Annotated in this window: 9 protein-coding genes, 1 tRNA gene and 1 pseudogene; 4 read left to right on the top strand and 7 right to left on the bottom strand. The window is 72.4% G+C overall.

Features of this window, described 5'->3' with window-relative positions; translation table 11 throughout:
* Window positions 1-92: 92 nt before the first annotated feature.
* Window positions 93-1,256: a DUF819 family protein gene (locus NITAL_RS07860; RefSeq protein ID WP_052665533.1), complete on the top strand. Its 1,164-nt coding sequence runs from the start codon at window positions 93-95 to the stop codon at window positions 1,254-1,256.
* A gap of 104 nt (window positions 1,257-1,360) precedes the next feature.
* The gene (locus tag NITAL_RS07855; protein ID WP_052665532.1) at window positions 1,361-1,657 is read left to right on the top strand and encodes a hypothetical protein; all 297 of its coding nucleotides are present in this window, start codon (window positions 1,361-1,363) and stop codon (window positions 1,655-1,657) included.
* 32 nt (window positions 1,658-1,689) lie between these two features.
* Here the strand turns inward: NITAL_RS07855 and NITAL_RS07850 are convergent, their stop codons facing one another.
* Window positions 1,690-3,033, bottom strand: coding sequence for a pyridoxal phosphate-dependent decarboxylase family protein (locus tag NITAL_RS07850; protein ID WP_052665531.1), 1,344 nt, complete (start codon window positions 3,031-3,033; stop codon window positions 1,690-1,692).
* A gap of 110 nt (window positions 3,034-3,143) precedes the next feature.
* A complete protein-coding gene (locus tag NITAL_RS07845; RefSeq protein WP_052665530.1) occupies window positions 3,144-5,153 on the bottom strand; it encodes a S8 family peptidase in 2,010 nt (669 codons plus the stop codon).
* Between the two features lie 113 nt (window positions 5,154-5,266).
* Between NITAL_RS07845 and NITAL_RS07840 the strand changes: the two genes are divergently transcribed.
* Window positions 5,267-5,342, top strand: a tRNA-Thr gene (locus NITAL_RS07840).
* 68 nt (window positions 5,343-5,410) lie between these two features.
* Here the strand turns inward: NITAL_RS07840 and NITAL_RS07835 are convergent.
* Both NITAL_RS07835 and NITAL_RS29525 read right to left on the bottom strand, forming a co-directional pair.
* The gene (locus NITAL_RS07835; RefSeq protein WP_052665529.1) at window positions 5,411-6,592 is read right to left on the bottom strand and encodes a phytoene desaturase family protein; all 1,182 of its coding nucleotides are present in this window, start codon (window positions 6,590-6,592) and stop codon (window positions 5,411-5,413) included.
* Between the two features lie 148 nt (window positions 6,593-6,740).
* Window positions 6,741-6,998, bottom strand: a pseudogene (locus NITAL_RS29525) (NAD(P)-binding protein); the annotation flags it as partial.
* Between the two features lie 346 nt (window positions 6,999-7,344).
* Between NITAL_RS29525 and NITAL_RS07825 the strand changes: the two are divergent.
* Window positions 7,345-9,240 carry a GGDEF domain-containing protein gene (locus NITAL_RS07825; RefSeq protein WP_157041698.1) on the top strand — a complete coding sequence of 632 codons (1,896 nt, stop codon included), beginning with the start codon at window positions 7,345-7,347 and terminating at the stop codon, window positions 9,238-9,240.
* Between the two features lie 45 nt (window positions 9,241-9,285).
* On the opposite strand, the gene NITAL_RS07820 is transcribed toward NITAL_RS07825, so the two are convergent.
* The 3 genes from NITAL_RS07820 to NITAL_RS07810 all read right to left on the bottom strand — a co-directional run bounded on the left by NITAL_RS07820 (window position 9,286) and on the right by NITAL_RS07810 (window position 12,800).
* A complete protein-coding gene (locus tag NITAL_RS07820) occupies window positions 9,286-11,010 on the bottom strand; it encodes a sensor histidine kinase (RefSeq protein WP_052665526.1) in 1,725 nt (574 codons plus the stop codon).
* Window positions 11,011-11,112: 102 nt separating this feature from the next.
* Complete coding sequence (purE, locus tag NITAL_RS07815; RefSeq protein WP_052665525.1) at window positions 11,113-11,622, bottom strand: 5-(carboxyamino)imidazole ribonucleotide mutase; 510 nt, start codon at window positions 11,620-11,622, stop codon at window positions 11,113-11,115.
* The gene (locus tag NITAL_RS07810) at window positions 11,619-12,800 is read right to left on the bottom strand and encodes a 5-(carboxyamino)imidazole ribonucleotide synthase (RefSeq protein WP_083441333.1); all 1,182 of its coding nucleotides are present in this window, start codon (window positions 12,798-12,800) and stop codon (window positions 11,619-11,621) included. Before NITAL_RS07810 ends, purE begins: the two co-directional genes overlap by 4 nt.
* Between the last annotated feature and the right edge of the window lie 5 nt (window positions 12,801-12,805).

The raw sequence follows: 12,805 nt of genomic DNA, 5'->3' as shown, positions 1-12,805 counted from the left end.
GACGCCCGCGAGCTTCCTGCTGCGTCCACCTCACCCTCCGGGCTAGCGTTCCGACCGTCGCGTACCGGTCGGTACGCGCGGGAGGACGCGGCGTGGGTTGGCTGGCGGTGCTCGTGGTCGCGCTCGCGACCCCCGCGCTGGCGATCGTGGGTGCGCGCCGTTGGCGTCCCCTCGACGCGGTGGGGCCCGTGGTGGTGTGTTACGCCGTCGGCGTGATCGTGGGCAACCTCGGGCTGGTCCCCACCGACAGCCCCGCGGCGGACACCGCGAGCCTGATCCGGACCGCGACCGTGGTGCTGGCCATCCCGCTGCTGCTGCTCGGCACGGACCTGCGCGCGTGGGCTCGGCTCGCCCGGCCGGCACTGATCTCGTTCGGGCTGGCCATCGTCAGCGTCGTCGCGGTCACCGTCGTCCTCGCACCGCGCTTCGACCTCGGGGCGACCACCGACGAGATCGCCGGCATGACCGTCGGGGTCTACACCGGTGGGACGGCGAACATGGCCGCGATCGGGACGGCGCTCGACGTGCCCGAGGCGACGTTCGTCGCCCTGAACGCCGCGGACCTGTTCGTCGGAGCGCTGTACCTGCTGGTGCTGCTCTCGGTGGCGCAGCGGCTGCTCGCCCGCGTCCTGCCCGCCCCCGTCCGGGTGGGAGCGAACGAGGACCCGGAGGTCACCCGGACGAGCGACCCGTTCGCGGTGACACCCGCGGGGCGTCACGTGGTGGTCGCGCTCGCGATGGGGCTCGGGGTCGTGCTCGTGGTCGCCGGAACCGCCCTGGTCGCCCTGACGCCGGTGGTCACCGGCGAGCCGGTGATGGACTCCGACGCGTTCGCGACGGCGATGGTGCTCGGTATCACGACCCTGGCGCTCGCGCTGTCGTTCGTGCGCCGCGTCCGCGAGCAGCCGGGCACGTACGTGACCGGGCAGTACCTGTTCCTGGTCTTCGCCGTGGCCATCGGCACGCTGGCCAACCTGGCGGACCTCGCCGCGTCGTTCACGACGGTGGTGCCTTACATCGCCGCCGTGCTGACGCTCGCCGTCCTGCTGCACGTGCTGCTCGCACGCCTGCTGCGCATCGACCACGACACCGCCATCATCACCTCCACGGCGGCCGTCTTCGGGCCGCCGTTCGTCGGCCCGGTGGCCGCCGCCCTGCGCAACCCGGACGTCGTGCCCTCCGGGATGACCACCGGGGTGCTCGGGTTGGCGCTCGGCAACTACGTGGGCCTGGCGGTCGCAGCCCTGCTGCGCTGACGGCGGCGCGGCGCCGGAGGTTCGTCACGTTCGCACCGTCACCCGGTGACGGGTCGCGTCACGACCGTCACCATGCGCTCCTGCCTCCGATGGAGCCGCCTGCCGTGTCCCCCCTCACCGCCCTCGCCGACGCCCCGCCAGCACTGCGTGCCCCGGCCGTCGTCGCGTGTGCGGACACCGGGGGGGAGGTCGTCGCACGGGCGGCGTCGATCGAGGCCGGAACCCTGCGGGTGACCTGCACCGACGAGGTCGAACTCGTGCGGCCGGCCGCGTGGCTGCGCGCCGCGGGTGACGGCCGGGACGCCATCGACGTCGTGCTGCGACCCGGCGGTCAGGCGGTCACCGTGACCTGGCGTGACGGGCGCCGCACCCGGTTCCACGTCGGTTCGCTCCGAGGCTGACGGGTGGGGGCGAGCCCGCCCTGCCCGTCAGGTCACACCTCGTAGAGCCCGTCGATCAGGCCGAGGAGGAACTCCTCGGCGGGTTCGTGCTCGCCCTCGGGGAGGGTGGCCACCATGCCGTACATGGCGGCCTGCCCCTGCGTGGACAGCTCGGGACGCCCACGGACCTCCTCGACGCTGTCCGCGAGGTCGGCCAGGAACCGATCGGCGACCCCGTCGGCGTGAACGGGTGTGACCATCACATGCAGCGCGGGGGGACGCAGCAGCCGATCGGGGTGCCAGCCGCGGGCCTCCATGGCGTCGGCGACGGCGTACGCGTCGACCTCGTCGGTGGAGGAGCCGACCGCGAACACGCCAGCGGGCGGGTCCCCCAGGACCGCCAGCCCGTCGATGTCGTCGATGCCCTTCCGCAGGACGTCGGTGGTCTCGAGCAGACCGCGGTGCAGGTCGAGGTAGCCGTCCACCCCGAAGGCGTGGAGGGTCGCCCAGGCGCCGGCGATGGCGCCCCCCGGGCGCGTGCCCGCGATCGTGGGTGACAGCCAGACTCCGCCGGGCCAGCCGGTCTCGACCTGGAACTGGTGGCGCCGCAGCGCAGCGTCGCGGTAGACGATCACCGAGGCGCCCTTGGCGGTGAAACCGTACTTGTGCAGATCGGCCGAGATCGACGTGACGCCGGGTACCCGGAAGTCCCACGGGGGCACGTCGCGGCCGAGCCGCTCGACCCACGGCAGGAGGAACCCGCCGAGGCACGCGTCCACGTGGCAACCGACATCGTGCTGCTGCGCGAGCGCGGCCAACTCCGGGATGGGATCGATGACCCCGTACGGGTAGTTCGGGGCCGAACCGACGACGGCGATGGTCGCCGCGTCGACCCGTTCGGCGGCGGCGGTGACGTCGACACCGAGCTCCGGCGCCACCTCGATGAGCCGAGGTTCGACGTCGAGCAGGTGGCAGGCCTTGAGGAACGCCGGGTGGGCGGTGACGGGGAGCACCAGGTTGGGCGTGGCGCCGCCCGCGAGCCGCCCGACGCGCCGCGCCCGGTCCCGGTAGGCCTTGACCGCCAGGATGATCGACTCGGTCCCGCCGGAACTCATCGTCCCGGCCGCCCCGTCGTCGCCGCCGAGCAACCAGGCGGTCATCGCGACCACCTCGGCCTCGAAGCGCCGCAGGCTCTGGAAGGCGAGGGGGTTGAGCGCGTTGGTGGACAGGAAGGACCCGACGACCTGCTCGAGGAAGGCCTGGTGCTCGTCCGAGTGGTGGTAGACGAGACTGAAGGTGCGACCACCGTGCCAGTCCACGTCACCGGAAGCGGCCGCTCGGACCTCGCCGAGCAGGCGCCCGCGGTCGGTGCCGTGCTCGGGGATCGGGACGCTCACGGGGATCCTCGCTGCGGGGTGCCTACCTCAGATACCGGAAGGTACGTGGACGAGGGGCGGCACGCTGCCGGAACCGACGGACCGCGGCGTCTGCCACGACCGGCCGCCCGTCACCAGTCGAACGGCCAGTCGTCGCGCGGAAGCACCTCGAAGCTGTAGTGGAGCCCCGAGGCGTCCTCGACGATCGGCGCGAGGGGCCACGTCGGGTCGTAGACGACCGTCAGCCGGTCGAGGACGGCGTCGATGCGGGCGGTGATCTCGTCGCTGTTCGCCTGCACTCTCGCGTCCATGGCCGGATCGAGGGAGTCCGGGCAGTCGGCCCGCCCCTCGTACCGGACGACCTCGAAGTCCAACGTCGCCGAGAGGGAGCCGTCCCGACCGACCGACCCCGTCACGTCGATCTCGTTGATGTTCATGACGTCGCCGTCGCAGGCGTGCTCCTCGTACAGGGGTCGGTCCTGGCCGAGGTGGTTCGCCGCGCCTCGGTACGTCCCGAAGTGGCCGCGGCCCGTCACCGATCCGTCGGCGTCGATGTCGATGTAGCCCATGAAGACGACGCGGTTCTGGTGGTCGTGGCCCGGCGTGAGGCCAGGGTCCGGCTCGAGGTCCCACACGCCCTCCCCGTGCACGTCCAGCTCCCACAGGTGCCGGCCAGGCCGGAGGGCGGGGTCGGGTCGGGCCGCCTGGGACATCGCCTCCGCCTCGTCGATGACGTCGCTGATGGAGATGACGCTCCTCGACCAGTGCCCGCCCCTGGTGAGCGCCACACGGAGTGCGGCCGGGGACAGGTCCGGGTAGGTGGACAGCAGCCGCGCGGCGATCCCGGCCACGATGGGCGCCGAACCGGACGTCCCGTTCGCGGTACCCGTCAGCGGACCGTCCCCGGTCGGTCGGTAGACCGGCACACCGACACCGGGGGCCAGCACGTCGGTGCCACGCACGCCGTTCGTGCACTTCCAGGGGCTACCGCTGAGGTCGCTGGCTCCGACGGTGACCACCAGGGCGAGCGCTGCGGGCCACAGCTGCTCGTTGGTCGGCGTGTCGCACCCCGGTCCGGGTCCGTTGTTGCCCGCCGCGGCCACCACGAGGACCCCGTTGTCCTCGGCGTACCGCACGGCCCAGTCGATGCCGTCGGCGCACTCCGCCACGACCCCGCCTCCGCAGGAGGCCCCCGCGGAGATGTTGATGATGTCCGCGCCGGCGTCGACCGCGTACACGATGCCTGCGATCATCCGTCGGTAGGTGTTCCCACCCTCGGGGCCCACGGCGTCGACGGGCAACACCTTCGCGCCCGGTCCCGCCCCGTAGGCCGGAGAGGTGCCGACGATCAGGCTGGCGACCCCCGTCCCGTGGAAGCCGGGGTGGGTGGTCCCGTCGGCACCGGGGACCGCGATCGACGTCCCGGGTAGGACCTGACCCCGCAGCCCGGGGTGCTGCGCGTCCACGCCGCTGTCGATGACCGCGACGGTCACGCCGCTGCCATCGCCGAGCGGTAGGTCGGGCTGGGCGAGACCGAGCACGCCGAGGTGCCACGGGCCCTGATCCACCAGCCCCGTGGCGGCCTGGGCGAGCGGGCCCCGCAACGGAGCGACGGGCACGTCCCAGCCGGCCGCCTCGACGGCGGGGTCCCGTGCCAGCTCCGCGAGCAGTCGACGTCCCGCCTCCGCATCCGCGACCGGTCGTGACTCGACCTCGATCGTCCCGTCCCCGTCACGCCGGACGACGTAGATCGCACCGCTGTCCTCGGGTTCGCCGACCTCCGGCTGCGACCTGACGGGCAGCACGACCGCGTCCGGCGACGTCGCCGTCCTCCCGTCCTCCGCCATCGCCACGACCCGCAGCTTGCGGTCAGCTGCGTTCGACAACAGACCTTCCACCCCGAGGGCGCAGCCCTCGGGGTCGCAGGCCTCCACCGGGACGGGGTGGGTGGTCTCGTCGACCTCCAACAGGTAGGCGCTCGCCGAAGTGACCGCCTCGAAGCGCAGCACGTGGCTCTCGCCGTCGCTCTCCAGCACCAGGCCCGTGGGTCCGGTGATCGGCCCGATGACGTCGAAGGGGTTCGACGAGGTGCACCCACCCAGCACGACCGCACCGACCACGGCCAACGCCGTCCACCGCATCCCCGTACCTCCCCGTTGGTCGGCAGGCTAGCGAGCGACGCCTCCGCGCTGCGGCCCGGCTCGAAGCGACCGAGTCGCCGGGTAGGTTGGGCCGCTGATCATCAGCTTCACCCGCCGGAGTAGCTCAGTTGGTAGAGCAACGGATTTGTAACCCGTAGGTCAGGGGTTCGACTCCCCTCTCCGGCTCCATCGCGCGGCGCTGGCCACGCCGACCGTCAGATCAACGACGCTTCCATCCCGGATGTTCGCGCTGGCCATCACCGGTCTGGCGTGGGAGTTCGCCGTCGGCCGGATCGGGCGCCTCGGCTGGTGCGCAGCAGCCGTTCAGCTGCGAGCTGCCCCGAAACGGCGTTCAACCCGCCGCCGGGCCACGTCCCTGCGCCCGCCAGGTAGAGGCCGGAGATGAGCGTCTTGTAGCGAGCCAGCGAGAGGGCCGGCCGAAGACCGAGGAACTGGTCGAGGTGGTGACTTCCGGCGATCCCGTCGCCGCCGACCAAGTTCGCGTTGCCCCGCTCGAGATCCACCGGGCTCTCTGCGGCGTAGCCGACGACGTGGCCTCCCAGCCCAGGCGCGTAGCGCTCGAGCTTCGCGAGGATGCGCTCCGCGAAGGGCTGCGCTGCCGTCGACCAATCACGCCCCGAGAGGTCACCTCCGTCGCCGCCGGGCTGGGCGTCTCCAGCGATCGTGCCGGGCACCGTTCGCACCTGGATCCATACCGCGTGCTCGGCACGTCCCGGAGCCGTCGCACGGGTCGGGTCCACGACGCTCGTCTGTCCGACGATGAGGAGCGGCTCATCAGGCAGGACGCCAGCGAGAGCCTGTTGGTAGGTCCGCGCCATGTCGTCCACGTACGGCCCGATGTGGACGTACGCGGACGTGCCGAGTCGACCGTCTTGCCACGGGATCGCGTCCGACAAGGCGAGGTGCAGCATGAACGTGCCCGGTCCGAAGCGGTATCGCTCGGCCGCGGCCCTCATGGGGGCGGGGACCGACTGGTCGCGCAGCAACTGCTGTACCAGCGCAGGAAGAGTGACCGTGGACACGATGCCGTGACGCGCCTCGATCCGCTCGCCGTCGGACAGTCGCACGGCGCGGGCGCGGCCACCTCGCACCTCCAGGGTGTCGACGCGCTGGCCGGTGTACACCGTGCCACCGCGCACGGCCAGGAGGGCAGCGAGGGCTTCGGGGAGGCGTGAGGCGCCTCCCTGCACGATGTTCATCCCGGCCTGTGCGTCGAAGTACAGCTCCAGGAGAGGGAAGATGGCGCCGGCAGCGACGTCAGGGGCGAAGTCCAGATGTAGACCCCGTGCAGCGGCGAGCGAGCGCGCTTCGGGCGTTGCGAAGTAGCGCTCGCCGAGTGCGCGCGTGCTCGACACCACGACCTGTGCAAGCTCGGACAACGTCGTGTTCTTGCGGCCGAAGAGGAGCTTTCGGGCCACACCCCACGGTCGACCAGGACGGGAAGGGACGACTGGCGAGTGGCACGTACGTCGCGGCCACGTCCTCGAAGATCTCGCGGAGGCGTCGCCAACCCTCAGCATCACGAGGATGGTGTGCCTCCCACATCGCCTGGGTCTTCGCCGCGTCGGTGTCGACGCGGATGCTTCGGCCATCAGGGAAGGCCGACGAATAGGCGTGGGACGCGTGTGCGAACGCGAGCCCTCGAGCATTCAGTGCCTCGGCGTAGCGGGCGTAGAACGGGGAGCCCAAGAACAGGTTCATGTTGGTGGCGTACAGGTCGTGTACGAGACCTGGCTGGATCAGTTGACGGCTACGCACCGCCCCGCCGACCTGCTGAGCAGCCTCGACCACGGCGACGTCGAGTCCCGCTTCCGCGAGCGTCACGGCCGCGACCAACCCCTGGTGCCCGGCGCCGATGACCACCACGTCCGTCGTTGGCACGGTCGGTCCTCCGAGCGGGCCAGGAGGTGACGCGTGACGGATCGCTCTGACATTTGACCAGATGTCAAATATGAGCTGAGTGGCGACGAACCGTCACCCAGCGTCTGCACCTCGCACACCACGACGTCACCCCTTGAGCCAGCCATGTCGGGGCCGATGAGGTAGGACGGCTCGTCCGGTCGGTGTCGCACCGGCGGCACTCCCGGGGGAGCACGGCTGCGAAGGATCGGTCCGGGCACGGTTCCCCGTGCGCGCTCCCCTCTGCACCGGTAGGGGCAGGATGCTGCTGATGATGCGAGGCTCCTCACGGGACGGTGCCGCCACCGTCCGGGCCGTCGCGCGGTCGCCGCTGGTGCTCGCGGGCGGCGGGCTCGCGGCCGCGTTCTACGCGCTGCCCCGTGGCGGGTGGCTGCAGGCGCTGCTGTTCTCCGTCGCCCCCCTGGTCGCTGCGTGCCTGCTGGCGTGGCGTCTGAAGCGTGAGGGCTTGCTCCTCGCGAGGCCCTGGGTGTTCCTGCTCGCAGGTGCCGGGTTGTACGCCGTCGCGACCCCGTTCTGGAGCCTGCTACCGCTGGTGACGGGGCGTGATCTGCCGTTCCCATCGGTGCTGGACGCGATCTACTTCACGTCGTACGTGCTCTCCGCGGTCTTCCTGACGGATCTGATCCGCTACCGGCACCGGACCTCCGAGGATGCGGTCCGGGGCGCGCTGGTGGCCCTGATCGACGCCGGACTGTTCGCCCTCGCCGGGGTCGCGCTGCTCTGGCCCGCGGTGATCAGCCTCGCCGATCCGGACACCGTCGGGCTCCAGCAGCTGGTGGTCCTCGGCTACCCGCTGCTGACGGCGGTGCTCCTCGGGCTGGTCGCACGTCTGGCCATCACCGGGGGGAAGCAGCGCTCCCCGGCGTTGGGGTTGCTGCTGGTCTGGGCGGCGGCCGAGCTGGCTGGTGACATCCTCTACGGCTACCTCAGCGCCACGGGTGGGTTCTTCCGCGGTCACCCCATCTCCGTGGCGTGGCTGGTCTCGTATGCGGCGCTCGGGACGCTGGCGGTGCACCCCGGTCTGGTGCGGCTGACGCGGGCCGAAGCCAGCCTGCCGCTGAGCGGTTGGCGACTGGCGGTCCCGCTGGGCGCCGTCCTCGTGCCAGGCGGGGTGGCGCTGGTCGGTGACAGCGCGCTCGTGAACCTCGTGGCTCTCGTGGCGGTCGGGCTGCTCCTCGCCCGCTCCTGGCTGCTGTCCGGGGACCTCGCCGAGCAGCGGCGTCTCGCCCACGAGCTCGTCGTGCTGAGCCGACGGTTCGAGCACCAGTCGCTGCACGATCCGCTCACCGGCCTGGCGAACCGATCGCTGTTCACCGAACAGCTCCACGCCGCCCGGGCAGCGCACGAACGTCACGATCGCGGCCTCGCGGTGCTCATGGTCGACCTCGATGGGTTCAAGCTCGTCAACGACCGCCACGGCCACCACGCCGGTGACCAGGTGCTCGTCGAGATCACCGAACGGCTGCGCCGGTGCGTCCGCGTCAGCGACACCCTCGCGCGTCTCGGCGGCGACGAGTTCGCGATCGTCCTGCCCGAAACGGACCTGGGCGAAGCGCGGACGATCGCCGGTCGTATCCACCAGCAGCTCGCCGTGCCGCTGGAGGTCGACGACGGAACGGTCGCGATCGCAGCCAGCATCGGCATCGCCGTGGCGAGCTCAGGACGCAAGAGCGCGGACACGCTGCTGCGGGAGGCCGACATCGCGATGTACGCCGCCAAGACGTCGGGGGCGGCCCGCACCGAGCTCTACCGTCCCGGCCTCGAGCACGACGACCACGTCGTCCTGCCCGACGTCGCCACGAGGGCGGCCGGCGCCTGGGCGAGCTACATCCGCGAACTGCGCAGCGAGATCGCCGACCGGAAGGATGTCGGCCGGATCTCGATCAAGAGCCGCGCCCCTGCGAGCGTGCATCGGACGCTCGAACAGGTCCTGCGAGCCATCGACGATCTCGACCCGCACGCCACCTCGGCGAGGCTCACGCTCGTCGGCCGGCAGGCGATCGAGGAGTTCGTCTTCCACCAGACCGCGGTCCAGCACTGGGCCGACGCGCTGGCCGCCGAGGCCGAGCTGACCGCGCGACGCACACCGGAGGCCGATCGGTTCTGGCGCGAGTTCGAAGCGCGAGTGCTGCCTCCGGAGAGCTGAACGCCCACCCGGTCCGGGGACGGCGCACCCCGAGGTGGGTGCGGCTCACGACACGGCGTCGTCCGGCCCCCAGCGAGGCAGGTCGACGGTCACGCGGGCGCCGCCCCCTGGACGCTCGTCGAGGTGCACCTGCCCACCGTGGACCCGCACGAACCGGTCCACCAGCGCCAGCCCGATGCCGGTCCCGGGGTTGGCAGCCGTGGCGGCCCCCTCCCCCTGCGCGAACGGGGCGAACAGTCCCGCCCGTTCCGGCTCCGGCACGCCCGGGCCGTCGTCCTCGACCACGAGGGACAGGTGGGTCTCGTCCGCGGTCAACCGCACCGTCACCTGCGTCCCCGCCGGGGTGTGCCGGAGCGCGTTGTCCAGCAGGCTGTGGACCGTCCGCTCCACCATCAGGACGTCGACATCTGCCTCGCAGGAGCCCGGCACCTCGACGTACAGCCGCCGCCCGGCCCGGTCGGCACGGCGCGCCAGATCGCGGACGAGATCGGCCACGTCGAGTCGCACCCTGCGGGGTTCGGGCGCCTCGCGGGCGAGCCGGTCCACGTCGAGCAGGTCGCCGATCAGCGCCTGGAGCCGTTCGGCGTTCGCCACGATGCGCCGGACGTAGGTCAGCACCGGGTCGTGCCGGTCACGGTGGGACAGGGCGCGGTCGGCGGTCAGGGCGAAGCCCAGGATGGAGGTCAGGGGGGTCCGCAGCTCGTGCGACACCGCCGACAGGAAGGTCGTCTTCATCTGGTCGACGCGCCGGAGCTGATCGGCTGCTCGCCGTTCGCGTTCGAGCGTCGCGCGCAGCCGCTGCTCCGACTCGACCTCGCTGGTGATGTCACGCAGCACCCCCGAGAGGCCGACGACGCGCCCCTCCGGGTCGGTCAGCGGGCTGCGCCGGTCGTCGAGCCACAACCAGCGCCCATCGGCGTGCTGGAACCGGAACCGTAGGCGCGACTGATCCTCGGCGTCCCACGAGTCGGCTCCGACGGCCTCGTCCCGGTCGTCGGGGTGGATCCGGCTGCTGAACAGGTCCGGGTCCGCGACCAGTTGGGCAGCGTCGAAGCCGAGGCGCTGGCGCGCGGACGGGCTGACGTACTCGACGTGCGGCAGCAGCTGGTCGAACTGTGCCCGGTAGACCACGTCCTGGCTGCTCTCGGCCAGCCGGCGGAACAGCTGCTCGTTCTCGGCCAGCCGCCGCAGGGCGACGTTGCGCTCGCCGACGTCGCGGTAGATGACGCTGTAGCCCGTGGCACGCCCCACCGCGTCGCGCAACGGAGACATCGACCCTTCGAGCTCGCGGAACCGGCCGTCCTGGTGACGCAGCCGGACCTCGAACGACTCCAGCGACCCGCCCGCCTCGACGATGCGCCGGAGGGCGTCGAGGCCGTTGCCGCTGGCGTCCGCGGGCAGGAGGGCCTGCAGCCGGGTGCCCTCGACGTCCGTGGCGGACCACCCGAGCAGCCGCTCCGCGCCCTGGTTCCACGCCGTGATCCTGCCCTCGAGGTCGAGCGCCACGACCGCCAGCTGCAGGTGCAGCACCGCGTGGAGACGTCGGTGTTCCTCGAGCTCCTCGTCGCGGAGGGACAGCTCGTCGAGCACGGTCCGGCGCCGGATCTCGAGGTCGAGCACGCCAGCGAGGGTCGCCGGCAGGTCACCGGGCCGGTCGGCGAACCGTTCGACGGCTGCAGACAGGTCGTCGAGCGGTGCTCGGTCCGGCACGTCCGCGATGGCGCGGAGGAACTCGGCGATCGTCGCGTCGGTGATCCGAGCCTGCTCCACGCACGTCCCTCCGGAGCTCACCACCCTCCGTGAGTCTGCCGGACCGCGCGGCGCGGCGCGCGCCGCAACGCCGTGCCCGATCCGAGTCGAGGACGTCGCCGGTCACCGCGGCGCGGGAGGCGTGGACCGTTGCGCTTCGCGGACGCGGCTGTCCATGGCACGGGCGCGCTCGGCGAGCGCCTCCTGGTGCTGAGCGAGCTGCTCAGCGATGCGCTCGTCTCCCAGCCCGAGGATGCGCACGGCCAGGAGCGCTGCGTTCACCGCGCCGTCGACCGCGACGGTCGCGACCGGGATGCCGGCCGGCATCTGTACGACCGAGTGGAGCGCATCGGTGCCCCCGAGCGCGGTCCGCGCGAGCGGCACGCCGATGACCGGCAGGGTCGTCGCGCTGGCGAGCATCCCTGGCAGGTGGGCGGCGCCACCGGCGCCCGCCACGATGACCTGGATCCCGCGACCAGCCGCGTCGTCGGCGAAGCGCAGCATGTCGTGCGGCGTCCGGTGGGCCGACACGACGCGGACCTCGTGGTCGACGCCGAACTCGGTGAGCGTGTCAGCCGCGGGGCGCATCAGCGGCAGATCGCTCTCGCTGCCCATCACGATGGCGACCGTCATGAGCCCACCTCCACCCGGCCGAGGCCGGCATCGTCCGCGACGGGCGCCACGAGCCGTCGCGTCGCGGCGCGGGCACGTGCCCGCACCTCGTCCATATCCGAACCGGTCGCGGTCACGTGTCCCACCTTGCGCCCCGGTCGCGCCTGCTTGCCGTACAGGTGGACGTGGGAACCGTCGCACGCCAGCGCCTCGGCGAGGGGCCGGAGCGCCGTCCCGCTCGGCAGCACGTTGACCATCGCGACGGCCTCGGCGCGCAGGTCGGTCGCTCCGAGCGGCAGGTCGAGCACGGCACGCAGGTGGTTCTCGAACTGCGAGGTGGCGCAGCCCTCGATGGTGAGGTGGCCGCTGTTGTGCGGCCGGGGCGCGAGCTCGTTGACCGACAGGCGGCCGTCCACGACGAACAGTTCGACGGCGAGGATCCCGACGGCGTCGACCAGATCGGCGATCGCGATCGCGAGCTGCTGCGCCTCGGCGGCGAGGTCCGCCGACACGGCCGCGGGTGCCAGCACCTCGTGGCAGATGCCGTCGACCTGGACGGTCTCCACGACCGGGTAGGCGACCGACGCGCCGCCCGGCCGGCGGGCGACGAGGACCGCCAGTTCGCGCTCGAGGGGCAGGTGCGGCTCGACCAGCAGCGGCAGGCCCGCCTCGAGGTGCGGCGCGGCCTCGACCGCCGCGTCGATGATCCAGATGCCACGTCCGTCGTACCCGCCCCGTGCGGCCTTGAGGACCAGCGGCCAGCCGTGTCGCGCACCGAACGCGTCGAGGTCGGCGGCCCTCGTGACCTCGACGAACGCGGGCACCGGGAGGCCCGCGGCCTCGAGCGCCCGGCGCTGCGCCAGCTTGTCGGCGGCCACCCGCAGCGTGGCCGCGGAGGGCCGGACGACGGTGCCGGCCGCCTCGAGCTCCTCCAGCAGCGCCGGGGGCACCAGCTCGTGGTCGAAGGTCACCACATCGCAACGCTCGGCCAGCGCGCCGAGGGCCTCCGCAGCGCCCGGGTCCCCGATGAGGACCGACGTGGCCACGCGGGCGACCGGGTCGTCCGCACGAGCCGCCAGGACGACCACCGGCACGTCGAGGCTGAGGGCCGCCTGGTAGGTCATGAGCGCGAGCTGTCCGCCACCGACGATGCCGACGGTGGGCGTCCGCTCCGACGTCGATGTGGTGAGGCTGGACACGCGCA

It is taken from the genome of Nitriliruptor alkaliphilus DSM 45188 (assembly GCF_000969705.1).
Taxonomy (GTDB): domain Bacteria; phylum Actinomycetota; class Nitriliruptoria; order Nitriliruptorales; family Nitriliruptoraceae; genus Nitriliruptor; species Nitriliruptor alkaliphilus.
The sequence above is the reverse complement of the archived record's forward strand: the minus strand, read 5'-3'. Positions and strand labels throughout refer to the sequence as shown.

Excerpts from the sequence above, each read along its gene's own strand:
- NITAL_RS07845 (WP_052665530.1), bottom strand. The coding sequence starts at position 5,153 with ATGCGGTGGACGGCGTTGGCCGTGGTCGGTGCGGTCGTGCTGGGTGGG.
- NITAL_RS07825 (WP_157041698.1), top strand. The coding sequence starts at position 7,345 with ATGATGCGAGGCTCCTCACGGGACGGTGCCGCCACCGTCCGGGCCGTC.
- purE (WP_052665525.1), bottom strand. The coding sequence starts at position 11,622 with ATGACGGTCGCCATCGTGATGGGCAGCGAGAGCGATCTGCCGCTGATG.